28 protein-coding genes are annotated in these 22,791 nt (G+C 68.3%); 18 read left to right on the forward strand and 10 right to left on the reverse strand.

Annotated features, from left to right (window positions below):
• Positions 1-78: 78 nt before the first annotated feature.
• Both ACLJRM_RS24845 and ACLJRM_RS24850 read left to right on the forward strand, forming a co-directional pair.
• Entirely contained in the window at positions 79-1,542 is a 1,464-nt protein-coding gene (locus tag ACLJRM_RS24845) for an AAA family ATPase (protein WP_410664414.1), read from the forward strand.
• The gene (locus tag ACLJRM_RS24850) at positions 1,539-2,738 is read left to right on the forward strand and encodes a hypothetical protein (RefSeq protein WP_410664415.1); all 1,200 of its coding nucleotides are present in this window, start codon (positions 1,539-1,541) and stop codon (positions 2,736-2,738) included. The genes ACLJRM_RS24845 and ACLJRM_RS24850 overlap by 4 nt, the downstream gene beginning before the upstream one ends.
• Here ACLJRM_RS24850 and ACLJRM_RS24855 read toward each other — a convergent pair.
• Positions 2,735-3,301 (reverse strand): TetR/AcrR family transcriptional regulator, encoded by a 567-nt coding sequence (locus ACLJRM_RS24855; RefSeq protein WP_410664416.1) that lies wholly within the window; start codon positions 3,299-3,301, stop codon positions 2,735-2,737. The two genes, ACLJRM_RS24850 and ACLJRM_RS24855, sit on opposite strands and share 4 nt — an antisense overlap.
• A 46-nt stretch (positions 3,302-3,347) precedes the next feature.
• Here ACLJRM_RS24855 and ACLJRM_RS24860 point away from each other — a divergent pair, with 46 nt between their 5' ends.
• Both ACLJRM_RS24860 and ACLJRM_RS24865 read left to right on the forward strand, forming a co-directional pair.
• Positions 3,348-4,004, forward strand: coding sequence for an SDR family oxidoreductase (locus ACLJRM_RS24860; RefSeq protein WP_410664417.1), 657 nt, complete (start codon positions 3,348-3,350; stop codon positions 4,002-4,004).
• A gap of 17 nt (positions 4,005-4,021) precedes the next feature.
• Positions 4,022-4,915, forward strand: a complete 894-nt coding sequence (locus tag ACLJRM_RS24865) for an SWIM zinc finger domain-containing protein (protein WP_410664418.1) — start codon at positions 4,022-4,024, stop codon at positions 4,913-4,915.
• Between the two features lie 158 nt (positions 4,916-5,073).
• On the opposite strand, the gene ACLJRM_RS24870 is transcribed toward ACLJRM_RS24865, so the two are convergent.
• On the reverse strand, positions 5,074-6,066 hold the full coding sequence (locus ACLJRM_RS24870) for a tetratricopeptide repeat protein (protein ID WP_101611857.1): 993 nt from the start codon (positions 6,064-6,066) through the stop codon (positions 5,074-5,076).
• A 156-nt stretch (positions 6,067-6,222) separates the two neighbouring features.
• Between ACLJRM_RS24870 and ACLJRM_RS24875 the strand changes: the two genes are divergently transcribed.
• Positions 6,223-6,891: an HNH endonuclease family protein gene (locus ACLJRM_RS24875; protein WP_101611858.1), complete on the forward strand. Its 669-nt coding sequence runs from the start codon at positions 6,223-6,225 to the stop codon at positions 6,889-6,891.
• Between the two features lie 28 nt (positions 6,892-6,919).
• Positions 6,920-7,576, forward strand: coding sequence for an alpha/beta fold hydrolase (locus ACLJRM_RS24880; RefSeq protein WP_410664419.1), 657 nt, complete (start codon positions 6,920-6,922; stop codon positions 7,574-7,576).
• Here ACLJRM_RS24880 and ACLJRM_RS24885 read toward each other — a convergent pair.
• Positions 7,554-8,189: a nitroreductase family protein gene (locus tag ACLJRM_RS24885; protein WP_410664420.1), complete on the reverse strand. Its 636-nt coding sequence runs from the start codon at positions 8,187-8,189 to the stop codon at positions 7,554-7,556. The genes ACLJRM_RS24880 and ACLJRM_RS24885 overlap by 23 nt on opposite strands.
• A gap of 55 nt (positions 8,190-8,244) precedes the next feature.
• On the opposite strand from ACLJRM_RS24885, the gene ACLJRM_RS24890 reads away from it, so the two are divergent.
• On the forward strand, positions 8,245-8,721 hold the full coding sequence (locus ACLJRM_RS24890; protein WP_410664421.1) for a MarR family transcriptional regulator: 477 nt from the start codon (positions 8,245-8,247) through the stop codon (positions 8,719-8,721).
• On the opposite strand, the gene ACLJRM_RS24895 is transcribed toward ACLJRM_RS24890, so the two are convergent.
• The 3 genes from ACLJRM_RS24895 to ACLJRM_RS24905 form a co-directional block, all read right to left on the reverse strand.
• Positions 8,690-9,115 carry an ATP-binding protein gene (locus tag ACLJRM_RS24895; protein WP_101611862.1) on the reverse strand — a complete coding sequence of 142 codons (426 nt, stop codon included), beginning with the start codon at positions 9,113-9,115 and terminating at the stop codon, positions 8,690-8,692. The genes ACLJRM_RS24890 and ACLJRM_RS24895 overlap by 32 nt on opposite strands.
• A 77-nt stretch (positions 9,116-9,192) precedes the next feature.
• Entirely contained in the window at positions 9,193-9,966 is a 774-nt protein-coding gene (locus ACLJRM_RS24900; RefSeq protein ID WP_174720497.1) for a SigB/SigF/SigG family RNA polymerase sigma factor, read from the reverse strand.
• Positions 9,963-10,379, reverse strand: a complete 417-nt coding sequence (locus ACLJRM_RS24905) for an anti-sigma factor (RefSeq protein ID WP_101611863.1) — start codon at positions 10,377-10,379, stop codon at positions 9,963-9,965. The genes ACLJRM_RS24900 and ACLJRM_RS24905 overlap by 4 nt, the downstream gene beginning before the upstream one ends.
• 136 nt (positions 10,380-10,515) lie before the next feature.
• On the opposite strand from ACLJRM_RS24905, the gene ACLJRM_RS24910 reads away from it, so the two are divergent.
• The 4 genes from ACLJRM_RS24910 to ACLJRM_RS24925 all read left to right on the forward strand — a co-directional run bounded on the left by ACLJRM_RS24910 (position 10,516) and on the right by ACLJRM_RS24925 (position 12,872).
• On the forward strand, positions 10,516-10,824 hold the full coding sequence (locus ACLJRM_RS24910; protein ID WP_101611864.1) for a WhiB family transcriptional regulator: 309 nt from the start codon (positions 10,516-10,518) through the stop codon (positions 10,822-10,824).
• Positions 10,825-11,038: 214 nt separating this feature from the next.
• Positions 11,039-11,392, forward strand: a complete 354-nt coding sequence (locus ACLJRM_RS24915; protein WP_101611865.1) for an STAS domain-containing protein — start codon at positions 11,039-11,041, stop codon at positions 11,390-11,392.
• Positions 11,393-11,449: 57 nt separating this feature from the next.
• Entirely contained in the window at positions 11,450-12,235 is a 786-nt protein-coding gene (locus tag ACLJRM_RS24920) for a metal-dependent hydrolase (RefSeq protein ID WP_410664422.1), read from the forward strand.
• 61 nt (positions 12,236-12,296) lie between these two features.
• Positions 12,297-12,872, forward strand: a complete 576-nt coding sequence (locus ACLJRM_RS24925) for a TetR/AcrR family transcriptional regulator (RefSeq protein WP_410664423.1) — start codon at positions 12,297-12,299, stop codon at positions 12,870-12,872.
• A 61-nt stretch (positions 12,873-12,933) separates the two neighbouring features.
• Here the strand turns inward: ACLJRM_RS24925 and ACLJRM_RS24930 are convergent, their stop codons facing one another.
• Complete coding sequence (locus ACLJRM_RS24930) at positions 12,934-13,230, reverse strand: hypothetical protein (RefSeq protein ID WP_158255747.1); 297 nt, start codon at positions 13,228-13,230, stop codon at positions 12,934-12,936.
• A 55-nt stretch (positions 13,231-13,285) separates the two neighbouring features.
• On the opposite strand from ACLJRM_RS24930, the gene ACLJRM_RS24935 reads away from it, so the two are divergent.
• Positions 13,286-13,681, forward strand: coding sequence for a hypothetical protein (locus tag ACLJRM_RS24935; RefSeq protein ID WP_101611868.1), 396 nt, complete (start codon positions 13,286-13,288; stop codon positions 13,679-13,681).
• Positions 13,682-13,714: 33 nt separating this feature from the next.
• Here ACLJRM_RS24935 and ACLJRM_RS24940 read toward each other — a convergent pair whose 3' ends face one another.
• Positions 13,715-15,352 carry an ABC transporter permease gene (locus tag ACLJRM_RS24940; protein WP_101611869.1) on the reverse strand — a complete coding sequence of 546 codons (1,638 nt, stop codon included), beginning with the start codon at positions 15,350-15,352 and terminating at the stop codon, positions 13,715-13,717.
• Positions 15,349-16,245, reverse strand: a complete 897-nt coding sequence (locus tag ACLJRM_RS24945; protein ID WP_410664424.1) for an ATP-binding cassette domain-containing protein — start codon at positions 16,243-16,245, stop codon at positions 15,349-15,351. Before ACLJRM_RS24945 ends, ACLJRM_RS24940 begins: the two co-directional genes overlap by 4 nt.
• Before the next feature lie 94 nt (positions 16,246-16,339).
• On the opposite strand from ACLJRM_RS24945, the gene ACLJRM_RS24950 reads away from it, so the two are divergent.
• The 6 genes from ACLJRM_RS24950 to ACLJRM_RS24975 all read left to right on the forward strand — a co-directional run bounded on the left by ACLJRM_RS24950 (position 16,340) and on the right by ACLJRM_RS24975 (position 22,007).
• Positions 16,340-16,840: a GbsR/MarR family transcriptional regulator gene (locus ACLJRM_RS24950; RefSeq protein ID WP_410664425.1), complete on the forward strand. Its 501-nt coding sequence runs from the start codon at positions 16,340-16,342 to the stop codon at positions 16,838-16,840.
• Positions 16,841-16,942: 102 nt separating this feature from the next.
• Positions 16,943-17,668 (forward strand): SGNH/GDSL hydrolase family protein, encoded by a 726-nt coding sequence (locus ACLJRM_RS24955; RefSeq protein WP_410664426.1) that lies wholly within the window; start codon positions 16,943-16,945, stop codon positions 17,666-17,668.
• A 115-nt stretch (positions 17,669-17,783) separates the two neighbouring features.
• The gene (locus ACLJRM_RS24960; protein WP_168214467.1) at positions 17,784-17,951 is read left to right on the forward strand and encodes a hypothetical protein; all 168 of its coding nucleotides are present in this window, start codon (positions 17,784-17,786) and stop codon (positions 17,949-17,951) included.
• Between the two features lie 331 nt (positions 17,952-18,282).
• Positions 18,283-18,888, forward strand: coding sequence for an RNA polymerase sigma factor (locus ACLJRM_RS24965; RefSeq protein ID WP_101611873.1), 606 nt, complete (start codon positions 18,283-18,285; stop codon positions 18,886-18,888).
• Positions 18,885-19,364 carry a hypothetical protein gene (locus tag ACLJRM_RS24970; RefSeq protein ID WP_007030725.1) on the forward strand — a complete coding sequence of 160 codons (480 nt, stop codon included), beginning with the start codon at positions 18,885-18,887 and terminating at the stop codon, positions 19,362-19,364. Before ACLJRM_RS24965 ends, ACLJRM_RS24970 begins: the two co-directional genes overlap by 4 nt.
• Positions 19,365-19,478: 114 nt before the next feature.
• Positions 19,479-22,007 carry a CHAT domain-containing protein gene (locus ACLJRM_RS24975; RefSeq protein WP_410664427.1) on the forward strand — a complete coding sequence of 843 codons (2,529 nt, stop codon included), beginning with the start codon at positions 19,479-19,481 and terminating at the stop codon, positions 22,005-22,007.
• A 300-nt stretch (positions 22,008-22,307) separates the two neighbouring features.
• On the opposite strand, the gene ACLJRM_RS24980 is transcribed toward ACLJRM_RS24975, so the two are convergent.
• Positions 22,308-22,748: an SRPBCC family protein gene (locus tag ACLJRM_RS24980; protein ID WP_101611875.1), complete on the reverse strand. Its 441-nt coding sequence runs from the start codon at positions 22,746-22,748 to the stop codon at positions 22,308-22,310.
• Positions 22,749-22,791: the final 43 nt, after the last annotated feature.

The raw sequence follows: 22,791 nt of genomic DNA on the forward strand, positions 1-22,791 counted from the left end.
TCGAGAAAGTGTGGGCGCGGGCTCGTCACTGCGCGTGGCGTGAGACCGGGCTGAGTGCCCGCCGGTACCGTCGGTGTCATGACTGAAGCGGCGGAATGGACGCCTGAGAGGCTGCTCCGAGACGGTCTTGATGAGGTCGACCTGAAATCGTCCAGCGGGACCAGGTTCTCGCGCCTCGAGTATTACTTGGCCGGCGTTGGCGTCATCCGGGCGACTCGCGTTGCCGCAATTCAAATCGGCAGGGCGGCCGAGTTGGCCGGACAGCTGAGACGATCGACGCGAGTCGAGAATGCTGAAGTCGTCGCAGTCGTCGTTCCTTCGGTCGACACCGATCGCGCAGTGAGCGAGCTACGCAAGTATCTCCGCTCGAGTGACACGCCAGCCGCGCTTCTTGTCGGCCAAGAGGAAGCTGACTGGAGCGTCAAGTGGGTCGGCATGCAGAGCGGGGCCGAGATCACGTCCGCCGAAGAGCTCGCCAAGTTCTTCGGGAAGACGCTAGAACGTGTCGTGGTGACAAATCGCAAGGTCAGGGCGCCTGCGCACCCGCTGGTCATCGATGAGCGGATCCGCCGAATGCTTCGACTCTCGGTGCGGTCCAGCAAGTCGGTGATGCTGGTGGGACCGCCTGGTACCGGAAAGACGCAGTTGGTCGGCGAGCTGATCGACGAGATCGGCAAAGACCCCGAATCGTTCGGTATGGGGCTCGTTCACGATCCACTCATCGTCACTCCGGATGAGTCGTGGACCACCCGTGACCTTGTCGGTGGGGAAACCGTCGATGACGATGGGCGTCTGCGATTCAGTCCTGGACACGTGTTGGAAGCCATCGCAGAAGACCAGTGGCTGGTCCTCGACGAGGCCAACCGAGCTGACCTGGACCGGATCTTCGGCGGGTTGCTCACCTGGCTCTCGGGGAAAGAGGTCATGGTCGGCCGCGTCAGTGCAGATCCGAAGTCCAGCCCGATCTACCTCACTTGGGGCCCGGATCCGGAGAGCATCGTCGTCGGCGAGGAACGTCTTCGGTCGGGGGGCCCGTCGAATGAACCGATCTACTACGTGGCTGGAACCGATTGGCGCCTCATCGGCACTTATAACGCCGTCGATGCGCAACGCGTGTTTCGGTTCGGGCAGGCACTCGGTCGGCGCTTCGGCCATGTTCCTGTGTCAGCGCCGACAGGAGACGAGTTCTCAACTGCGCTGACGAACAGGATCACCGCAGCCGATGTGCCAGTTCCAGAGCCTCAAGCTGGTCGCCTTCGAGGCATCCTGGAAAGTATTTACGCTGCGCAGGTCGAAATCTTGGATCCTATGGGCCCCGCCGCTCTCCTCGACGTTTCGGACTATGTGGCTGCTGGGTTGCTGGCAGAGTCTGGCTCCGACCTCGCACAGTTGGTTGCTGAGGGCTACCTGGCCGGTGTGGGTTCCTGGCTGTCCGGTTATGACGGAAGCAGGCTCGGCAGACTGGGGGTTGAGCTCGGAGCTGCTGAAGTGCTGGGCGATCAGTGGGCATGGGTGCTGGACCACCTGAAGGCTCTTCGATGACGAAGAAGCTGTCCTTTCCCGAGGACGGTCTTGTCGAACTTTTCCGCAGCTGGTCTGGCAAGGGCGAGTTGTACGCTGGTCTTGCCGCGGTCCTCAGTGAGGATGCCTTCGAGTGGACAGAGAAGGACGTTGAGCGTCGCGCTCACCTCATTCTCTTCGAGCAATGTCGGCCACTTATCGAGCAGTTGCCCGAGAACCTTCAGGACTGGTTGAACGTCCTGCCGGTGGCTACACAGGCGGAGACCGTGCGCAGTCGGTCACCGCGCGGTGCCATCAACTGGGCCAACACTCGCCGACAAGGGTGGCCGCCCACCGAGTTCTCCGGGCGGGTTCGCCGTCGTGGAGTGGACGATGAGCTGTTGAGCACCTTGCGTTGGACTGTTGAGCGTCTCATCGAAGTGCACCTCCATGCCAAGGAGATGCGGCCAACGATCGGAAAGAGAGTGCAAGGCCAGCTGGCGACGCTGGAAGATCTGGTGGCGAGGCCGGAACTGCAAGGTGCAGAGTCCGAGCCACCGGATTTGCTGATGGTGGAAGGAATTCGGCGCGCTGGACCACTTTGGCGAGTGGTCGGAGGTCTGTCCGACCTGCTTCGACAGGAAGAAACCACTGACCTGGCTCAGCTTGCCGCTGAGCTACTGGCTCCCGACGACGACCTCAGGTGGCGACTTTTCCATCTTTGCGTGCTGGGAACGATGCTCGGGGTGCTGCGGGACCTCAAGTGCAGGCCGGTCAGTCGCCGTCCCTTGGCTGGACGCTCGCACGGCCCCGCGTTCCGGGTAGAGGTTCCCGGCGCTGCTGGTTGGGACTTATGGTTCGAAGCTGCGGAGATCTGGAGTTCTACTAAGAAAACTGAGCCGTATGTTGAGGCGACTTGCGGGTTGGTGCGCCGTGGCTATGTTCGGGGTGCCGACCTGTTCTTGATAGATCACGTAAATAAGCGTGGCGTGGTCATTGAATGCAAGTACACCGACAGGGGCGCCTACTTGCGTAGCGGGTACGACCAGGCTCTGGCGTACCTGGTTGAGGCTAGGACCTTGCTCATCGACGAAGGCGAGGCGTTCGTCGTAGCTCCGATTGAGGCGGCGCCGAAAGTGGGGGTGGGGCGCACGATGGCAGGTCCGCTCATCTACTGCGCCCCTGAACACCTCAAGGGCGAGTTGACGCGGGTCTTCAAGGGTTGGTTGGCTAGCTAATCTTCAAAGACACTGCTGAGAGCTTGCCGGATCAACCCCGCCAGATCCCCCTCCCCGTCCGTCTCAGCCCACCGGATCAGCGCCACATGCGCCGCCCCCAGGCAAGCCATAGCCGTAGCCCGCACCCGAAACTCCTCCTCAGGCGCCGGCGAAGCCCCACAAAGAGCGGCCACGATCGCATCAGCCGTCGCGTACTGGCTGTCCAGATGCCGCGCCCGCAGCGCAGGCACCGAGATCATCAGCCGCAGTCGCGCCAGCAGGAACGCCTTCTCCGACGAGGACCCCAAAGCAGCAGTCGACTCCAAAGCGCGCCCGATCCGCAAAGGCAAAGGACCGGCCGGCTGAGCAGCGACAGCAGAAGCGGTCACCGGGTCGTACTCGTCGTAGAGGACCAGGTCCTCCTTCGTGGGGAAGTGCCGGTACACCGTCATCGCCGAGACCCCGGCCGCCGCGGCGACGTCGGCGACGGTGGTCGCGTCGTAGCCGACGTCGGTGAAGAGGCGGACGGCGTGTGTCTGAAGCACGAGCCGGGTCTCGGCCCGCTGGCGATCTCGGAGGCTCACGTGGTAGACACTATCAAAGTGTTAGTCACTAACATCTGGGGTGCGCATGAAGACGGCATTGGTGACGGGAGCCTCACGCGGGATCGGGGCGGCGATCGCGCGGAGGCTCGAGAGAGACGGCGTCGAAGTCCGAAGGCAGGACAGCAGTCAGGCCGACTTGTCGACCATGGAGGGCGTCGACAAAGCCCTGGAAGGCATCGACAGCCTCGACATCCTGGTCAACAACGCGGCCGCGCCACCGGCAGGTCCGATCGAGACGGACACGCCCGAAAGTTTCGACCATCTGATGGCGGTGAACGTGAGAGCGCCGTACTTCCTCATCCAGCGAGCGCCGATCAACGACGGCGGCCGCATCGTCAACATCTCCTCGGTCGCCACGCGGATGGCCAACCCGGCGCAGACGTCCTTCGCGATGACCAAGGGCGCGCTCGAGACGATGAGCCGCACCCTCGCCCAGCAGCTCGGGCCGCGCGGGATCACGGTCAACGTCGTCGCGCCGGGCGCCACCAGGACCGAGGCCAACGAGGGGATCTTCACCCCCGAGCTGGAGGCCGCGATCGCGAACCTCACGGCACACCGAAAGCTGGGGAACCAAGACGACATAGCGGACGTCGTCGCGTTCCTCGCCTCCGACGACGCTCGGTGGGTGACCGGACAGGTCCTCGACGCGAGCGGCGGGTTGTTCCTCGGCCCGCGGACCTGAGGGGGTTCAATGGGCCGGTGACGTGGTTCAGCGAGGACGAACTCCGCAGGCAGGCCGGTGACGTCTCCTTCGCGCGCGGGGCCAAGTACCTGGAGTCGGTGGAGACGCTGGACGACGTCGCGGGCGGGGTCACGGCGGTGGTCAGCGGCACCGACCGGTACACGGTCCGGTTGCGCGACGTCGACGGCGAGCTGGTGGGCGAGTGTTCCTGCCCGCACGCGGCGGACGGGTTCTTCTGCAAGCATTGCGTGGCCGTCGGCCTGCTGGTCCTCGAGGGCGCGGCGGACGGGGGCGCGGCCGACATCCGCGGGTACGTCGAAACCCTCGCTCGCGACGAGCTGGTCGAACTGCTCGTCGGGCACGCGAACGAGGATCCCGCCCTGTTCCGCAAACTGTCGCTCAGGGCCGGTCGCGAGGACCTCGACGCGTTGCGGCGTCATGTCGAGGGGACGTTGCGGTTGCGCGGTTTCGTCGGCTTCCAGGGCACGGTCGCGTACACCGGGAAGGTCCGCGAGGTGCTCGCCACCGCCAGGGAAGTGATGGACGGGCCGCTGCTGTGCCGCATCGTCGAGCTGGTGGTGGAGGCCCTGGACTTCGTCGAAGACTCGTTCGGCGCGCTCGCCGAAGAGGTCAGGGGCGCGCTCGCGTTGTACGCGGAGGCCTGCGCGGACTCGCCGCCGGAGCCCAAGGAGCTCGCGGAGTGGTTGCTACGGCTGGATCTTGACGGTTCCGGCCGCGTCGACGTGAGCATCGCGGACTTCACCGCCGGGCTCGGCTTCGAGGGGCTCGCGGTGTTCCGCGCCGGCGTCGAGGAGCGGTGGCGGCTCGACGACGGCGAGGACCCGTACCGCAGCCGCAAACTCCAACGGCTGCGCGAGGGCTTCGCGGCGATGAGGAACTGGAAGGCTTAGACCGTGTCCTGCGCGTCAGTCCGCGGTCTTCGCGCCCAGGCGGTCTCTGACGGCACAAGCGGCTTGGCCGAGTACAACCCGGTACGAGGCCAAGCCGCTTGCACCGTCAGAGGCCGCCTGGATCACGAAGCCCATCGAACCGACGCGCAGGACAAGGTCTAGAACCGCTGCCGGTTGCGGTACAGCTCCTCCAGATCCCGCTGCCCCGCCTGATCGCCGGTGTCGGCGGCCGCGCGGAACCAGTGTTCGGCCTCCTGGAAGTTCCCGTGGTCGGCGGCGAGCCTGCCGAGGTTGGTGTACGCGGGGACGCTGCCGAGTTCGGCGGCCTTCCGGTACCAGGCGGTGGCCTCGCCGGGGTCGTTCCGGTCGTTGGCGAGGACGCCGAGGTTGGTCATCGCCGCGGCGTCGCCTCGTTTGGCGGCCTTCAGGTACCAGCGTTCGGCGGCTTCGACCTCACCGCGCCGGTGCAGCACCAGGCCGAGCCGGACGGCGGCTTCGGGGGCACCGGCGGCCGCGGCGGCGTGATAGCAGCTTTCGGCGCGCGCGAGGTCGTTCCGGCGTTCGGCCTTGAGGCCGAGTTTGCAGAGAGCGGAAGCGTCGCCTTCTTCGCCCGCCCTGCGCCACCACGGTTCCGCTTCACGCGCCCGATCGGTGTCGCACAGCACGGCGCCGAGCGTGATCATCCCTTCGACGTTGCCCGCCTCCGCGGCCTGGCCCGCCCAGCCCTCGGCCTCCCGGAGCGCACCGCGCCGGTGCAGCAACCTTCCGAGTTCCGCCATCGCCTCGACGCGGCCCTCGTCGGCGGCGCGCCGCCACCAGTCCTCGGCGTCGTCGAGGCTGCCCCGCTGCGCACAGAGATTTCCCAGCTGCGACATGGCATGCGAATCACCGGCGGTCGCGGCTTCGCGGTACCAGCGTTCGGCCTGTTCGGGCGCGCCGCGTTCGCGCAGGAGATGCGCCAGGTTGCCCATCGCGACCCGGTCCCCGCCCGCGGCGGCCTTGCGGAACCACGCCTCGGCCTCGTCGGGATCGCCGCGCTCCAGCGCGGTGGATCCCATACGTGCCATGGCGATCACGTGTCCGCGTTCCGCCGCCTTCCGGTTCAGATAGTCGTCGACCTTGGTGTTCCATTTGCGTTTTTCGGCGCCCACAAGCCCGCTCCTTCCGGCAGCGTCCCAGGGGTAGTCGCTGATCAGACCCCCGATGTGACAACAACTACCTGCTGTCATCGCCGTGTCGCTCCCGGTTTCCCCGCGGGGCCCGGCGATACTGGGTCACTCCCCATCCCCGTCGAGAGGAATCGCGCGGTGGCCACGCGTACGCGGCAGATGACCACGGCTCAGCGACTGCTCCTGCTGATCACCCTCGCCGCCGTCGTTCTCGCGGTGTTCTGGTTCGTGAGCGGCAAGGGCGACGCGCTGCAACCGAAGCCCGCCAACACCGCCAGCGCGGCGGACGCGCGCAAGCAGCTGGACGAGCTCGCCGTCGCGCCGCGCGGTTCGATGGACGGCTACGACCGCAAGAAGTACCCGCACTGGGACAACCAGGGGAACAACTGCAACACGCGCGAGTTCGTGCTCAAGCGCGACGGCAAGGACGTCAAGGCCGGTTCCGACTGCGCCCCGACCTCCGGCAGCTGGACGAGCATCTACGACGGCGACACCTGGACGAGCCCGACCGACGTCGACATCGACCACATGGTCCCGCTCGCCCAGAGCTGGGTCAGCGGCGCGAAGTCCTGGACCGACGAGAAGCGCCGCCAGTTCGCGAACGACCTGACCCGGCCGCAGCTGTTCGCCGTCACCGACAACGTCAACCAGGAGAAGAGCGACAAGGCGCCGGACCAGTGGAAGCCGCCGCTCGTCTCGTTCTGGTGCACCTACGCCACGGACTGGATCACCGTGAAGCACTACTACGGCCTCACGATCACCACGGCGGAGAAGAGCGCGCTCGGCGACATGCTCGGTCGTTGCTGATCTCCCCGGCTTCGGCTTAGCTGGGGCGATGGCGACCTTCGTACTGATCCACGGCGGTGGCGGCAGCGCCTGGGACTTCCACCTCCTCGAGGCGGAACTGACCGGCCGCGGACACGACGTGGTCGCGGTGAACCTGCCGATCGAAGACGAGAAGGCGGGCTTCGCCGAGCACGTCGAAACCGTCACCAAGGCGATCGGCGACCGCGGCGACCTGGTGGTGCTCGGGCACTCCTACGGCGGTTTCACCGCGCCGCTGGTCGCCGCGAAGCACTCGGCGCGGCTGCTCGTGCTGCTGACCGCGATGATCCCGAAGCCGGGCGAGTCACCGGGGGACTGGTGGGGCAACACGGGTTTCGCCGACAACCAGGACCTCAGCGACGAGGAGAAGTTCTACAACGGCGTCCCGGCGGACCTCGTCGCGGAGGCGGGCTCGCACGGCCGCAACCAGGTCAGCGCCGAATGGGGCGAGCCGTGGCCGCTGGAGAAGTGGCCGGACGTCCCGACGAAGGTGCTCATAGCGCGCGAAGACCGCTTCTTCACGCCTGAGTTCCAGCGCCGGGTCGTCCAGGACCGGTTCGGCTTCGCGCCCGACGAGATCGAGGGCTCGCACTCCGTTCCGTTGAGCCACCCCAAGGTCCTGGCGGACCGGCTGGAGTCCTACCTCACCAGCGATCCAGGCGCATGACGTCTTCGAGCGGCTGACGCGCGGCGGGCTTGAAGGTGTCGCCGGTGTAGAACGCCGTCGGGATGAGCGCGGCCTGGTGCACGTTCTCCGGCAGGCCGAGGATCTCCGCGGCCTCCTTCTCGTACGCGAGGTGCAGCGTCGTCCACGCCGTGCCGAGCGTGACCGCGCGCGCCGCGAGCATGTAGCTCCACACGGCGGGCAGCAGGTTCCCCCACAGTCCGGCCTGGTTGCCGGCGGGCAGCTCGGCGGTCTTCGTCTCCAGGCACGGGATGACGTGCACCGGCACCTCGCCCATCTTGTCGGCCAGGTACTCGACGCTGGTGCCGACGCGCTGCTGCACCTTCGAACGCGCCGGGTCGTCCGCGAACAGTTTCCCGGCCGCGTTCGGCGAATCCAGGTACTCGCGGCACGCCCGCTGGTAGAGCTTGCCGAGTTCGGCCCGCTGCCCGGGATCGGTGATCACGAGCCAGTGCCAGCGCTGCGTGTTCGACCCGCTCGGCGCCTGCAGCGCGACCTGCAGGGCGTGTTTCACCAGTTCGAGGGGGACCGGCCGGGTCAGGTCCAGTCGTTTGCGGACGGTTCGAGTGGTCGTCAGCAGCTCTTCGGGCGTCATCCGGAGATTATGTCGTTATGATCTGCTGGTGGGGAGGCCGCCGCGCGAACGAGGGATGGGTACCTTGCTTCGCCACGTCCTCGAATTGACCGAGGCGGATGTCTCCGCGTTCTTCGAGGACATCGGGCTGGGCGACTACCGTCCGCGGTTCACCCCGATCGTCCGCGCGATCGTCGCGCGCGGGCCGATGCCCATCCGCGATCTCGCCGCGGAAGTCGGTGTCACGCATTCCGCCGCGAGCCAGACCGTCGCGCAGATGGCGCGCCAGGACCTCGTCTCGCTGAAACCGGGGAGGGACGCCCGGCAGAGAATCGTTTCCCTGACCGAGAAGACGCAACGGCTGATGCCGACGCTCGAAGCCGAATGGGCGGCGACCCAGGCCGCGGCCGAACAGCTGGAAACCGAACTGCCGTACCCGCTGAGGGAGGTCCTGGTCGCCGCCGTCGAGGCCCTGGAGCGGAAATCGCTCCGCGACCGCATCGCCGAAACGGACGCCGCGCTCAGGATCGGGCGTCGGCCCGATCAAGACTGAACACGGCCCAGACGTACTTCCCGCCGTCGCACGGCTCGTGTCCCCAGTCGTCGGACAACGTGTGCACCAGCTGCAGACCGCGGCTGCGCGCCGCCATCGGCGACGGTTCCTTCAGCTTCGGCCAGTCCGAGCCGGAGTCGAAGACCCGCAGGGTGAGCCTGCCTTCGGCGTACTCGACCTCGAGCCTGTCCGGCTTCTCACCGTGTTCGAAAGCGTTGGTGACCAGTTCGGAGGTCGCGAGCAGGACGTCGTCGACGGCCGGGCCGTCGAGGCCGAGGCTCGCCAGAGTCGCCCGCACCGCCTGTCGCGCGACGGCCGGGGCCGTCACGTCGACCGGTAGGGGCAGGGAGACCACCGGTAACGAGCCCTCCGATCGCGTCTTGGACATCGTCATGGTTCCGCACCTCCCCTCACGAGAGACTCCCAGATCCGCTGTTCGTCTCCCAGGTACCCACAAGGGTGAAGGTCGAATCAGACTCCGTCGGTGAGTTCTGTCTCGGTCAATCCTTCACGCAGTTTCTTGAGCGTGGAGGACAGCAACCGTGACACCTGCATCTGGGAAACCCCGACACGGCGGGCGATATCCGACTGACTCATCCCGGAACCGAACCGCAGCGCGACGATCTTGCGCTCACGATCGGGCAGCCGTTCCAGCATCGGCCGCAGCGCCTCGCGGAGCTCCGCCTGGCTCAGGTTGGCGTCCGCCTCGCCGAAGCGGGTGTGCGCCGAGTTCTCCAGGAGGTTGTCCAGCGAGGCCCCGTACCGGCCCTGGCCGGCGCGAAGACCCTCGTAGACCTCGTCGATGGGAACGCCGAGATGGGCGGCGATCTCACTGGGCTTCGGCGCGCGGGAGAGCCGGACGGTCAGCTCTTCGCGCACGGCCGAGATGTTCGCGTTCAGCTCCTTGAGCCGCCGCGGGACCCGGACCGACCAGCTGTTGTCGCGGAAGTGGTGCCGCAGTTCGCCGGAGATGGTCGGGACCGCGAAGGCCAGGAAGTCACTGCCTTGAGTGGGATCGAAGCGGTCGACGGCGTGGATCAGCCCGATCGTCGCGATCTGGACCAGGTCCTCCATCGACTCGTCCCGGTTACGGAACTTGCGCGCCAGGTTGCGCGCGAGTTCCAGATGCGCGCGCACCAGTTCGTCCCGAAGCCGTTCACGTTCGGGGGTTTCCTGTGGCAGCGCGCACATGCGCTCGAACAGGGCCGGGACGTCCGCGCCGTCTTGCTCGACGGGTTCGGTCACGGCCGGGCCGCCTCGCTCTCCCGGATGAGCTCCACCCTGGACAGGTAGCCGCCGTCGGCCGGGGTGACACTCCGTCGCGCGGACGTCGCCAGCGCGGTGAGCAGCTGCCAGGACAGACCGGTCTCGTCGTCGTGTTCCGGGGAGTCCGAAAGCACCGAGACGGTCACCTCGATCCGTCCGTTCTTCCACGAGAAAACGCAGGTCAGGTGGCCGTCGGAGGCCGCGGGAAGCAGCATCGAGCAGGCCTCGTCCACCGCCATCCGGAGGTCTTCGACCGCGTCCAGGTCGAAGTCCTGACGCATCGCGATGTCCGCGACGATCGTCCGGAGGGTCGGCACCACATGCGGTACCGCGGCCGTGCGTACCTCGATGAGTTGAGCGCCCTCCCCGTTGGGCGGGGTGTTGTCCACCACGTGTGTTCCTCTCTCAAGCTGCACTGCCGACTCGTCAGATGCCCTGAGTGTGAGCAAACCAAACCCACGTTTGACTCGCGCAGGCGGCGGGCATGTAACCCGCGACAAACGATCTCCTGGAAAGGCGGGGACCGACATGGCTGACGTGAGCCGGCTGCCGAACGTGGTGGCGGAAGAGTGGGATTGGCAGCTCCGTGGGTCGTGCCGAGGCGCCGACAGCAGCTTGTTCTTCCACACGGACAACGAGCGCGGTTCGGCCCGTGAGCGGCGCGAATCCCGCGCCAAGGCGATCTGCCAGGCCTGCCCCGTGCTGGCGCAGTGCCGCAAGCACGCGCTGGCCGTCCAGGAGCCGTACGGCATCTGGGGTGGTCTCGGCGAGATCGAGCGCCGCGAGCTCTTCCTCCGGGAACGCCGCGCGGGGCGCAAGGCCTTGACGGCGCATTGAGCGCGTCCCGGGCACCGGTCGGCGACGCGCGTGACGGCGATCGTGGCGCCCCGTCCGGACTGGGTTAGGGTTGGGACTGTCGTTGCGGGGACAGCCACGCCTACCCGCCGAAGAAGAGCGTGCGTCCGTGTCCGGACTGGACGCGGCCGTAGCTTGAGACCACAGGCGAGCTCCGGCGCCGAGCGTCGGTTCTCACCTGATGAGGAGAATGTGCATGCCCGCAGCGGACCAGAACACCACGCCGCCCGGTTTCAGCATCACGCTGGACGCCGACGCTTCTGTACCGCGTGTGGTGGTCACCGGTGAGCTCGACCTGCTGACGAGCCCGCAGCTCCAGGAGACCCTCGGGGCACTGATCACGGACAAACCGTCCGGCCGGGTCGTCGCCGACCTCACCGGCGTGACCTTCTTCGACTCCTCGGCGCTGAACGTGGTGCTCCAGGCACAGCGCCAGGCCGCCGAGAAGGCCGTCGAGCTCGAAGTCGTGCCCAGCCCGCAGGTGAGCCGAGTGATCGAGCTCACCGGCGTTGCCGAGCACCTCAGCGTGTCGGAAGAGCCCCCCGCCTGATCCCCCGCTACGGTCGTGGGCTCGTGATCCGCGACACCTGGGGGAAGCAGCACGATGATGGGGCGGACGCATGCCCTGACAGGCTGGTGCGCGGGTCTCGCGCTCGCGCCCGCCGTCGGAGCGGGCACGGTGCACCAGTCGGTCGTGTTCGCCGCGACCACGGCCGGTTTCGCCCTCCTGCCCGACCTCGACCATCCGGGCGCTCGCGCGTCGAAGCTGCTCGGCTGGTTCACCGGCGCGATCTCCTGGGTGCTCCGCCGGGTTTCGGCGGCTCTCTACGCGCTGACCAAGGGACCCCGGGACGAGAAGGTCACCGGTAAGCACCGGCACCTCTCGCACACCGTGTTGTTCGCCGTCGGTCTCGGCTTCCTGACCTCCTGGGGTACCACCGAAGGCGGACCGTGGGCGGTGTTCGGCGTCGTCGTCCTCGGGCTGCTGCTCGCGGAAGGCGCGCTCGGCGACTGGCTGCTGCCGGTCAGCGGCGCCGCGGTCGCGTGGTGGGTGTGGACCGCCCCACCGGACAAGACGGCGCAGCTCGCGGAGATCTCCGGCTGGCTCGGCATCGCCGTCGCGGCCGGGTGTTTCGTGCACTGCCTCGGGGACGCGCTGACCGAGTCCGGCTGCCCGTTCCTGTTCCCGATCCCGATCGCGGGCGAGACCTGGTACGAGATCCGGCCGCCGAAGCCGCTGCGGTTCCGCACCGGCAAGAACGTGGAGAACCGGCTGATCTTCCCGGTGTTCGCGGTCGCCGCCGTGGTGCTGATCCCGGGTGTCTGGGAGTACCTCTTCACCACGGTCCAGGGCCTGCTCACACCGGATGGGACGCAGACCGCGGTGCAGTGAGGAATGCCCCCGCCGCCGGCGGCGTTGAATCGGAACGCCGGACCCGGTTGAGGGGAGAACAGTGGACAAGCCCGTGCTGCGCGCCGACGCGCGGCGTAATCGAGCGAAGGTGCTCGCAGCGGCCGAAGAGGCCTTCGCCCTTGACGGTCTCGCCGTCCCCCTCGACGAGATCGCCCGCCTCGCCGGTGTCGGCGCGGGTACGGTCTACCGGCATTTCCCCAGCAAGGAAGCACTTTTCCAGGCTGTCGTCCTGGAGCGCCTGGAGCAGTTCGCGCGGGAAGCACGCGAACTGCTGACCGCCGAAGACCCCGGCGAAGTGTTCTTCGACTTCTTCAAACGCGTCGTCAAGCAGGCGTCCCTCAACCGGGCCCTCTGCGACGCGCTCGCGGAGACGACGGGGCTGGGCTTCAAAGCGAGCGCGGGCACCGATTTCCGGTCGGCGCTGCAGGCGCTGCTGACGCGGGCGCAGGCCGCGGGCGTGGTCCGTGAGGACATCGACGGCGAAGACCTGCGCGCCCTGATCGCCGGTTGCCTCGCCGCGGAACGGTATTCGCGCCCGGACCGCCACCTGGTGCGGATCCTGATCGACGGCTTGCGGACACTCGACTCAACTTGCACGCTGCGTAACAAAAAGTAAGATCAACGCGAGTAGTCCTCGTACCTGCGCTTCGCATGGCGAGGGGGTGCCGGATGTTCGGTCAAGGTCCCACCACCGGTTCCGTCACGGTCGCGGCCCTCGCGGGGCTCGCCACCGGACTGCTCGTCGCCGCCCTCCTGGTGGCCGGTCGCGAGCCACAGCCCCGCGTCCACGAAGTCAGTACGACCCCTTCGCCGACGTCGACCTCCCGTTCGGTCGGGCCGGTCACGGTGACCTTGCCCGCGGTCGTCCCGGAACCGCTCACCATCACGCGCACCAGCACGCCCGCGCCCCGGACGGTGACCCGTACCGTGACGCCGTCGACCACCTCGACGGTGCTCCCGCCCACCTCGGTCACGGGATACCGAAGCGATTGATGCAACCTGAACGGCCTCTCGCGTCGTCTGCCCGGTATGTGGCGGCTCCCCGTTTTCGTGCTCCTGCTCGCGACTTTGACCGCGTGCGGCCAATCCGGCGACAAGGCCTGCCCGGCCATCGCCCTGTCGCCGGGGATCTCGCTCGACATCCCACGGGAAGTGGCCGCCGGGCTCGAGCGCGTGTCGCTGGAGTTGTGCTGGGCCGGTGACTGCGTGACCGAATCCGCGCCCGGTGGCGAGCAGGTCTTCGTCCCGATCCAGGGTCTGCCGACCACGCCGATCAAGACCACGGTGACCTTCGACGACCGGAAACCGCGCTTCCTCGTCGTGACACCGGGGATCGCGTACCCGGCGGGCGAGGAGTGCGGAGGCGGGGTGCCGGTCGCGAAACTGGTCGTCACGCCCGGCGGCGACGTACGGCAAGAACCGTGAAGGCCGCCCTCCCCGAAGAGCGGCCTTCACGGTTTAGCCGACGTCGCGACGCCGCCAGCCCATGAGCCCGGCCACGAGCGCGACCACGGCGACCCCGGTCAACCAGAGCAGCGGTGTCGCGGTGAACTCCGCGGCGGGCAGTTTCGGAACGTGGGAGAACGGCGAGGCGTCGATCAGCACCTGCGGCAGGTTCAGCACCGGGCCGAACAGGCTGAGCAGCAACGCCAGCCCGGCGATCGCCCACGCCGCCGTCGAGAGCTTCGGGGCCAGGCCGAACAGCGTCACGGCGAGGCCGACGATCACCCACACCGCCGGAAGCTGCGCCAGCGAAGCGACCACCATGTCCCCGACGGAGCCGCCGACGCCGCCCGACCGCATCCCGTTCGACAGTCCCAAGAGGACACCGCTGACCACCATCATCAGCGCGGTGCCCGCGAACGCGAACACGAGGTGGCTGCCCAGCAGCCGCAGCCTGCCCACGCTCGTCGCGAGCAGCGGCTCGACCCGGATGGCGGTCTCCTCGGCGCGGATCCGCAGCGCGGCCTGCACCCCGTAGAGCGCGATGACCATGGCGAACAGGCCGGTCATCGCCGCCATGAAGGCGTCGATCAGCCCGTCCGTGCCGCCGAGGCGCTGGAAGATCTCCTTCGCCTGCTCGCTCTCCCCGACGACGTCGCCGATCCCGCTCGCGACCGAGCCGAACACCGCGGCGCAGACCGCCGTGCCGATCAGCCAGCCGATCAACGGACCGCGGTGCAGCCGCCACGCCAGCGCGAACGGGCTGCGCAGCGACGTCACCGCTTCGGCGGGTCCCGGCCGCGGCGGGATGATGCCGGTGCCGACGTCACGCCGCGGGAGCAGCGCGTACCCGGCGGCGCCGACGACCACGGTCGCGGCCAGCGGCAGCAGGAACACCCACCAGCGCTCGTCGGCGAACGGCCGGATCTGCTGCGTCCAGCCGATCGGGGACAGCCAGGAGACCCAGGTCGCGTCCGTCGTCGAGTCGCCGACCGCGCGCAGCAGGAACGCGACCCCGACGGCGGTGGCGCCGATCCCGTTGGCCGTCCTCGAATACTCGGCCACCTGGACGGCGACCGCCGCGACCGCCGTGAAGACCAGCCCGGTCGCCGCGGTCGCGCCGCCGAGCGCGAACGACCCCGCGACGGGCAGCTTCGCGCCGATCATCAGCGCGGTCTCGACGAGTCCGATGAGGACACTCGCCCCGGCGGACACCAGGACACCGGCGCTCAGCAGCGCGTACCGGCCGACCACCGCGGAAGCCAGCAGTTCCGCGCGGCCCGTGTCCTCCTCGGCGCGGGTGTGCCGGGTGACGGTGAAGACCGCCATCAGCCCGACGATCAGGGCGAGGAACCCGCCGAGCCGCCACGCGGTGAACCCGCCCGCGGTCGAGAGGTCGAAGGCCGGGCCGTAGATCAGCGAAAGCGACGGGTTCGAGCCCATGCTCGCGGTGAGCCCGGCCCGTTCGGCGGCCGTCGGATACAGCGTTTCGAACGTTCCCGACGACGTCGAGGGCATGATCCCGAGCAGAATGATCCAGATCGGCAGGACGATCCTGTCCCGCCGCAGCGCCAGCCTGGTCAGCTGCCAGGTGCCGACCAACCCGTGCGACGGACCGGAGACGGCCGCCGGGCGATCCAGCGTCGCGGTCATTTCGCGCTCGCTTCGGTGGTGTAGTGACGGAGGAACAGTTCTTCCAGCGTCGGCGGCTGGCTGGTCAGGCTGCGGACGCCGACCTGGGTGAGCTGGCGCAGCGCGTCGTCGAGGGACCGGGTTTCGACGTCGAAGCGGACCCGGTTGCCGTCGACCTTGAGGTCGTGGATGTTCTCCAGTTTCGTCAGCCCGTTCGGCGGGCCGGCGAGTTCGGCCGAGATCGACGTCCTGGTGAGATGCCGGAGTTCGGCCAGCGTGCCGGTCTCGACGGTGTGCCCGTTGCGGATGATGCTGACCTTGTCGCAGAGCGCCTCGACCTCGGCGAGGATGTGGCTCGACAGCAGCACCGTGCGGCCCTGCTCGCGTTCCTCCTGGATCGCGTACTGGAAGGTGGCCTCCATCAGCGGGTCGAGGCCGGAGGTCGGCTCGTCGAGGATCAGCAGGTCCACGTGCGAGGCCAGCGCGGCCACGATCGCGACCTTCTGCCGGTTGCCCTTGGAGTAGGTGCGCCCCTTCTTCTTGGGGTCGAGGTCGAAACGCTCGATGAGGTCCTTGCGGCGGCGCTGGTCGAGCCCGCCCCGCAGCCGCCCCAGCAGATCGATCACCTCGCCGCCGGAGAGGTTGGGCCAGAGGTTCACGTCGCCGGGGACGTAGGCGAGGCGCCGGTGCAGGCTCGCCGCGTCCTTCCAGGGGTCGCCGCCGAGCAGGCGGACGTCGCCCGAGTCTGCGTGGAGCAGGCCGAGCAGGACCCGGACGGTGGTCGACTTCCCCGCGCCGTTCGGACCGAGGAAGCCGTGCACCTCCCCAGCGGGTACCTGCAGGTCAAGGCCGTCCAGAGCCTTGGTCCGGCCGAAGGATTTGTGGAGGCCGGAGATGGAGATGGCGTTTTCCATGCAACTGAAGGTACAGTGAATTCACGAAGTTGTGAAGTTAAGAAAACGTATGGATGGTGTGATCACTCTGGGGGTTGTACGAGAGGATGTACTCATGACGACGCCTGAGAGTGCCTCGAGCACCCAGAGAGACGAGGACGCCGTCCGCCGTTATGTGGAGCACCTGGGCATCACGCTCTCCCAGATCGGGATGCAGCGGATGCCGGCCAGGGTGTTCGCCGCGTTGATGACCACCGACGCCGGTCGCCTGACCGCCGCCGAACTGGCCGAACAGCTTTCGGTGAGTCCCGCGGCGATCTCGGGGGCCGTCCGCTGGCTGGAGCAGATCGGGCTGGTCGCCAAGGAACGTGAACCGGGCTCGCGCCGTGACCACTACCGGCTCTTCGACGACCTTTGGTACGCCACCTTCATGAAGCGCGACCGCATGATCACCTTGTGGCGCGACGCCGCCGACGAGGGCGTCGCGGCGCTGGGATCGGACACGCCCGCGGGCGAGCGGGTCGTCGAGATGCGGGACTTCCTGAGCTTCATGATCAAGGAGCTCAACGACATGTACGCGAAGTGGCACGCGATGCGGGCCGAAAAGGGCAAGTAGGTCAGAGCGCTCGCGCCTGCCCCGCGATTGGCCCTCTGCTTGCGGTTGTTGCGTGCGCAACGATCGCAACCAGAGGACGAAACGCGGAAGTAGAGTCGCCCGGTGATCAGTCGCGCGGTGATGCTCGCCCCGATCCTCCTCGCGCAGGCGGTCCGGGTGCGCCGTACGACGCCGCGGCTGCCGGGCGCGACGGGACCGGTCAGCGGCCTCGTGGCGGGCGACGGCCGCCCGTTGCGGCTCGCGGTACTCGGCGAGTCCACTGTGGACGGCGTCGGCGCGGCGACGCACGCCGAGGCATTGACCGGACGGCTCGCGGACGAACTCGCGCGGGACGGCCGCGCGGTCGCCTGGCAGGCCGTCGGCAAGACCGGCGCCAACGCCAAGGTGGTGCGCGAGGAGCTGCTGCCGCTGCTCGAACCCGCCGACCTCGTGGTGATCGCGCTGGGCGTCAACGACACGATCGAACTGCATTCGGCCGCGCGCTACCGGCGTGACCTGCTCGACCTGATCGTCTCCCTGCGACGCCGGGCCGGACGGGTCCCGGTGGTGCTGGCGGGTGTGCCGCCCATGGACCGTTTCCCCGCACTGCCGCGTCCGCTGCGGGACGTCCTCGGCGCGCGGTCGGCCGTCCTCGACGCCGCGGCCGCCCGGCTGGCGTTGCTGCCCGGCGTCGTCCACGTCCCGATGCCCGCCGCGATGCTGGACCCCGCGACCTTCGCCGAGGACCGCTTTCACCCCGGTCCCGAGGGCTACCGGCGCTGGGCCGAACAACTCGCTGACGTGAGCCGTCAACTACTCAGCGACACGATCAGGCCGGAAAAGCGCTGATCAGGTCACTCGCCTGCCACAGATTAAGAAATTTCTGCGAAAAAGCTGGCTCTGCGTGTATCTGGTGGCAGCCTCGTTGCGTCCTATGGAGCAGTCGAGGAAATGAGGGCACCCGATGACTACCGAGACCAACACCGCACCCGTCGAGGACGAGGCCAAGGCCACCGAGGACCTCGAGGAAACCCCGAAGCCGGGTCCGATCACGGCACCCGTCCCGCCCCGTCCGGGCACGCGGCCGGACGGCAACTGGGAACCGAACGGCACCAAGCCGCCGGTGAACTGAACGAACACAGACAGGTGATGTCCGGAGGCCGAGGGGGCCTCCGGGCATCACCTCCGGGTGCTCCTTCGGGGGAGGGGGACACCCGGACGCGGGCCCGTTGGGGAGCGGGCCCGGGGGGAGGGAAAAAAGGACCGGCCGGTGCGCAGTCCACACCTACTCGCGCCGGCCGGTGCCTTTGCCCTTCACCACCTGACCGAGGGGGACGACCGAATCCCACAAAAAAGTTAGTGACTTGATGTATCCCAGAGCCTCTTGCACGCTCCTTCTCCCCGAAGGGCCCGCGATACTGCCAGCGCCGACACGAAGACACGTCCGAAGTGGGGCAGATACGGTGACCGACGTGCAAACGACCGAGGTAGACCCGCCATGGGAAGGACTGACCGGTGCCGACCTGCATGCCGCCTGCATGCGCGCGGCGCGGGCCGGTGACCGCCAGGCGATGGACAGACTTGTGCACGAGCTGACCCCGCTCGTGTGGCATGTCGCGCGTGCGAACGGGCTCGATCGCCTGACCGCCGAGGACGTGGTCCAGACGGTATGGCTCGCCCTGTTCAGCCAGCTCGACAAGCTTCGTGACCCCAAGGCGCTCGCCGCCTGGTTGATCACCACCACCAGACGCGAAGCACAGCATCCCTTCGGCCGCCGCGCTCAGCCCGTCCCGCTGACCGACGAGCTGGCCGAAAGCATGGAGAGCACCCACCCGGCTCCCGAGGAGGAAGCCGTCCGCGCCGACCGGGATCGCCGGGTCTGGCGCGCCTTCCTCCGCTTGCCGCACCGTTGTCAGCAGCTCCTTCGGCTGACCGTGCTCGCCGGGCGGGCCGAATACCAACTGGTCGCCGAAGCACTCCGCATGCCGCGCGGAAGTGTCGGCCCGACCAGGGGCCGTTGCCTCGAATCGATGCGCGACCTACTGGCCCACGAAGGGGGAAGCCGATGAACGACCTCGGGACGCCGGGGGAGATGACCTCCCCGGGCGATGAGGCCTTGCTCGCCGATATCGGGCGCTTCATGGACGAATTGGACCCGCCACCGGGAGACCTGGTGCAGCGGGTTCAGTTCGCGCTCGCGCTCGAAAACCTCGATGTCGAGGTCGCCCGCTGGGAACGGATGGACGCCACGGCCGGCGTTCGCGGCAGCGACACCGGCACGATCACCTTCACCGTCAGCGATCTGACCGTGATGATCAACCTCACCAAGATCGGCAAGAAACACCGGATCGACGGCTGGCTCGTGCCCGCCGGAGAGTACGGAGTGGAGGTTCGCGTCGCCGAGCACGGGACGAGTTCCACCACCGCCGACGAAGGAGGCCGGTTCGTGCTGGACAACGTCCCCCAGGGAACCACCCAGATCGTGATCCACCTCGGCGACGTGACATGCCGGCGGACCGTCGTGACCCCGACAGTGGTGCTCTAACCGGACGGCTGTTCCGTTATGCGGCGTGGGTGTGCTCCCATAGTGCGTGTGCCCGCGTCGTCTCCTCCTGTCGCCGATCCCGTAGCCGAGGCCGCGGAGCTCCATCGTCAGGCGATGGCCGCCGCCGCCGACCACGGCCCGGGCGCCGCGATCAAGTTGCTGCTGCGCGCTTTGACCTGCCTCGGGCCGCTTGAAGCCGCCGGGCCGGACAGGCTGGAGATCCGGGCCAGGGTGCTGATCAGCCTCGCCGCGGCCGAGGCCGAGGTCCTGTCCCAAAAGGACGGATTCGCTCGGCTGGACGAAGCGGAACGAGTGCGGCTTTCGCTGCCGGAAGGCGAAATCCGGCGGTTGCTCCGGTTCACCGTGGTGCTGCAACGCGCCGTCGTCCTGATGCGGGTCTGGCGGCTGGACGAAGCGCTCGCGCTCTACGACGCGGTGCTTCCCAGCCTGGTCGACGAGGTGGAAGACCACAGCCTGCTCCTGACCCGGAACATGATGAACCGGGCGTGGCTGCATCTGCAGATGACCAATCCCGACGGCGCCTACACGGATCTGATGGGCGCGCTGGACATCGCGGTCGAGTACGGCCATCGCCGTCTCGAGGGGAAGATCCGGCACAACCTGGGAGATCACGCCCAGTTGCTCGGCGACATCCCCGAAGCACTCCGGCACTACGAGCAGGCGGCCTCGATCTTCGTCACCGAAGGACCCGGCTCACTGCCGCTCGTCCGGCTCGACCAAGCGAAGGCCCTGCTCACCGCCGGGCTCGCCGAAGAAGCGGCGCGACATCTCGACGAAGCGATCCCCGAACTCCGCGGCAACGGCGCGCACCACGTCGTCGCGGAAGCGGAGGTCGCGCGAGCGGGCGCGGCCATCCTGGAGGGTGACCACGTACTGGCGAAGAAGCTCGCGACGTCCGCGCGACGGAGTTTCTTGCGGCGTGGCAACGGCCGGTGGGCGGAGATCGCCGAATTGACCAGGCTGCGCGCGGACGCGGTGAAGGTGCTGGCGGACCGGGAAAAGAAGCCGTCCGCGAAACTGCCGGAACGACTGGCCGACCTCGCGATCCGGCTGGCCGAACTCGGCCTGCGCGACGAAGTGGGCGCGGCCAGGATGTTCGCGGTGCGGCTGCTGATCCGTCGCGACGAGACGTCCGCCGCGCAGACACTCCTGGCGCAGGTACCGAAACCGCGGCAGACCACGCCGATCGACCACCGGATGCTGCTGCGGTTGTGCCGCGCCGAACTCGCGGTGGCGTCCCACCGGCCGCGTTCGGCGCTCGCGCAGGCACGGGCCGGACTGGCGGAGCTCGGGCAGATCCGCGACCGCATGGGCGGGCTCGACCTCGTCTGCGGGACGGCGGCGCACGGCGAGGAGCTGGGCAAACTCGCGCTGACACTGGTGCTCAAGAAGGCGAGGCGCAGCGGCGCCGGCGCGAAAAGTCTGTTCGCGTGGCTGGAACGCACGCGAGCGCAGGTGTACCGGTACGAACCGCTTCCCGTCATCGAAGACCCCGCGCTCGCCCGGCACATCAACGAAATGCGGCACGTGCAGGGGACGATCCAGGCGCGGCGGCTGTCCGGCGAACCGGTCGGGAAACTCGAGGAGCGCTACGACCGGCTGCAGCAGGAGGCGACCCGGCTCGGGTGGTACACCAGCCAATGGGGTCGTCCGCGGCCGGTCTCGGCACCCGAAGAGGTGGTCGAGCAGCTCGGGGATCGCGTGCTGGTCAGCCTGATGGGGTATCGCGACACCTTGTACGCGGTGGTCGTCGACCGCGGCCGGTTCCGGCTCGTGAAGCTGGGTCCGCTCGGGGAGATCGTCGAAACCGCGCGGCAGTTGCACGCGGACCTCGACGCGCTGGCCCCGGACAACCTGCCCGCGCCGCTGGTCGAGGTCGTCACCGGGTCCGCCCGGCGCCGGGCGGACAAACTGGACAAGCTGATCTCCGCGTCGCTGGCGAAGACGCTGGAGAACCGCGAGCTGATCATCGTGCCGATCGGTTCGCTGTACGCGTTGCCTTGGGGCGCTTTGCCTTCACTGCACGGGCATCCGGTGTCGATCGCGCCGTCGGCGACGGCCTGGGTGACCGCGTCCGGGCGGCGGAGCGAGGGACCGGTCCTGCTCGCCGGCGGACCGGGGGTGCCGGGTTCGGTCGGTGAGGTGCGGAACCTGCGGACGGTCTACCCGGACGCCCTGCTCGTCGACGGGAAGGACGCGACCAGCGACGCCGTACTGTCCGCTTTGGACGGTTCGGGGATGGCGCACCTGGTCGCGCACGGCGCGCACGAACCGGCGAACGCGCTCTTCTCGCGGCTGGAACTCGTCGGTGGCCCGTTGTACGCGCACGAAACCGCCCGGCTCGCGAAGCCGCCGGAACGGGTGGTGCTGGCCGCGTGCGAACTCGCGATGAGTCACATCCGGCCCGGTGAGGAAGCGCTCGGGTTCGCCGGGACGCTGCTCGCCAGTGGCTCGCGGACGGTCATCGGCGCGATCGCGCGCGTCGGCGACAAGGCCGCCGCCGACGCGATGGCCGATCTGCACCGGCGACTGGCCTCGGGGACCGCGCCCGCGTTGGCGCTCGCCGAAGCGACGGCCGCGGATCCGCTGCGGCGTCCCTTCCTGTGCCTCGGCGCGGGCTGAAGGGGCCTTTCCCCGCATGGGACGCGGTGAAGGACGCTTTCGCTGCATGTGATGCGGCGAAGGGAGCTTTCGCGGCAAGTCCTTGTGGCTGAAGGGGACTTTCCCCGAATCGCACGCAGCGAAGGCTCCCTTCACCGCGTCCTACGCGGCTATGGCGTCCTTCAGCTCTCCCCAGTAGCCCACAGGAGTTGTCCACAATCACCGTCACCTGTGGACAACTCCGCTGAGCAGCCACTTCCGGCCCCCACCACCGATAGACTGGACTCGGGGTCGCCCCCCTGGGACGGGCGGGGGGTGGGGTCAGGGGCGTTCGGCGTGTTTCACCAGGCGCGTGGCCAGGAGTGAGACGACGGTGCGCAGCGCCGTGCGGACGGCGGCGCCGGTGCCGGGCAGCGGTTCGGTGAACCGGCCCGTCCAGCGCAGGTCCGTGCCGCCGGAAGCGTTCGGCGTGAACAAGACTTCGGCGCGGTAGTCCTTGATCAGCTTGAGGCCCGCGAAGCCGTAGACGTGCTTCCGGTCCTGTTCGTACTCCAGCGTCTCTTCGTGGAGATACAACGGCCACAGGCCGACTGCCCGGACGGCGCCCACCCCGTCCTCGCCCGGTTCCCGCGCCCAGCGCGAGTGGAACACCACCGGCTTCGCCCATTCCGACCACCGGGAACCGTCGGCCTCCAGCGCGAAAAGGGAAGCGGGCGAGGCGCTGCTCGTCCGGTTGATCTCGAAGGAGTACGTCTTGCCCATGTGGCGACGATAACCGCTCCAGCCGCGATGGATAAGTCAAGAT

The organism is Amycolatopsis sp. lyj-84, assembly GCF_046549075.1.
Lineage (GTDB): Bacteria > Actinomycetota > Actinomycetes > Mycobacteriales > Pseudonocardiaceae > Amycolatopsis.

What these genes read in the sequence shown, in the direction of transcription:
- ACLJRM_RS24845 (WP_410664414.1), top strand. Translation starts at nt 79, where the DNA reads ATGACTGAAGCGGCGGAATGGACGCCTGAGAGGCTGCTCCGAGACGGT.
- ACLJRM_RS24850 (WP_410664415.1), top strand. Translation starts at nt 1,539, where the DNA reads ATGACGAAGAAGCTGTCCTTTCCCGAGGACGGTCTTGTCGAACTTTTC.
- ACLJRM_RS24860 (WP_410664417.1), top strand. Translation starts at nt 3,348, where the DNA reads ATGAAGACGGCATTGGTGACGGGAGCCTCACGCGGGATCGGGGCGGCG.
- ACLJRM_RS24880 (WP_410664419.1), top strand. Translation starts at nt 6,920, where the DNA reads ATGGCGACCTTCGTACTGATCCACGGCGGTGGCGGCAGCGCCTGGGAC.
- ACLJRM_RS24885 (WP_410664420.1), bottom strand. Translation starts at nt 8,189, where the DNA reads ATGACGCCCGAAGAGCTGCTGACGACCACTCGAACCGTCCGCAAACGA.
- ACLJRM_RS24890 (WP_410664421.1), top strand. Translation starts at nt 8,245, where the DNA reads ATGGGTACCTTGCTTCGCCACGTCCTCGAATTGACCGAGGCGGATGTC.
- ACLJRM_RS24895 (WP_101611862.1), bottom strand. Translation starts at nt 9,115, where the DNA reads ATGACGATGTCCAAGACGCGATCGGAGGGCTCGTTACCGGTGGTCTCC.
- ACLJRM_RS24910 (WP_101611864.1), top strand. Translation starts at nt 10,516, where the DNA reads ATGGCTGACGTGAGCCGGCTGCCGAACGTGGTGGCGGAAGAGTGGGAT.
- ACLJRM_RS24915 (WP_101611865.1), top strand. Translation starts at nt 11,039, where the DNA reads ATGCCCGCAGCGGACCAGAACACCACGCCGCCCGGTTTCAGCATCACG.
- ACLJRM_RS24920 (WP_410664422.1), top strand. Translation starts at nt 11,450, where the DNA reads ATGGGGCGGACGCATGCCCTGACAGGCTGGTGCGCGGGTCTCGCGCTC.
- ACLJRM_RS24935 (WP_101611868.1), top strand. Translation starts at nt 13,286, where the DNA reads ATGTGGCGGCTCCCCGTTTTCGTGCTCCTGCTCGCGACTTTGACCGCG.
- ACLJRM_RS24940 (WP_101611869.1), bottom strand. Translation starts at nt 15,352, where the DNA reads ATGACCGCGACGCTGGATCGCCCGGCGGCCGTCTCCGGTCCGTCGCAC.
- ACLJRM_RS24945 (WP_410664424.1), bottom strand. Translation starts at nt 16,245, where the DNA reads ATGGAAAACGCCATCTCCATCTCCGGCCTCCACAAATCCTTCGGCCGG.
- ACLJRM_RS24950 (WP_410664425.1), top strand. Translation starts at nt 16,340, where the DNA reads ATGACGACGCCTGAGAGTGCCTCGAGCACCCAGAGAGACGAGGACGCC.
- ACLJRM_RS24960 (WP_168214467.1), top strand. Translation starts at nt 17,784, where the DNA reads ATGACTACCGAGACCAACACCGCACCCGTCGAGGACGAGGCCAAGGCC.
- ACLJRM_RS24970 (WP_007030725.1), top strand. Translation starts at nt 18,885, where the DNA reads ATGAACGACCTCGGGACGCCGGGGGAGATGACCTCCCCGGGCGATGAG.
- ACLJRM_RS24975 (WP_410664427.1), top strand. Translation starts at nt 19,479, where the DNA reads ATGGCCGCCGCCGCCGACCACGGCCCGGGCGCCGCGATCAAGTTGCTG.
- ACLJRM_RS24980 (WP_101611875.1), bottom strand. Translation starts at nt 22,748, where the DNA reads ATGGGCAAGACGTACTCCTTCGAGATCAACCGGACGAGCAGCGCCTCG.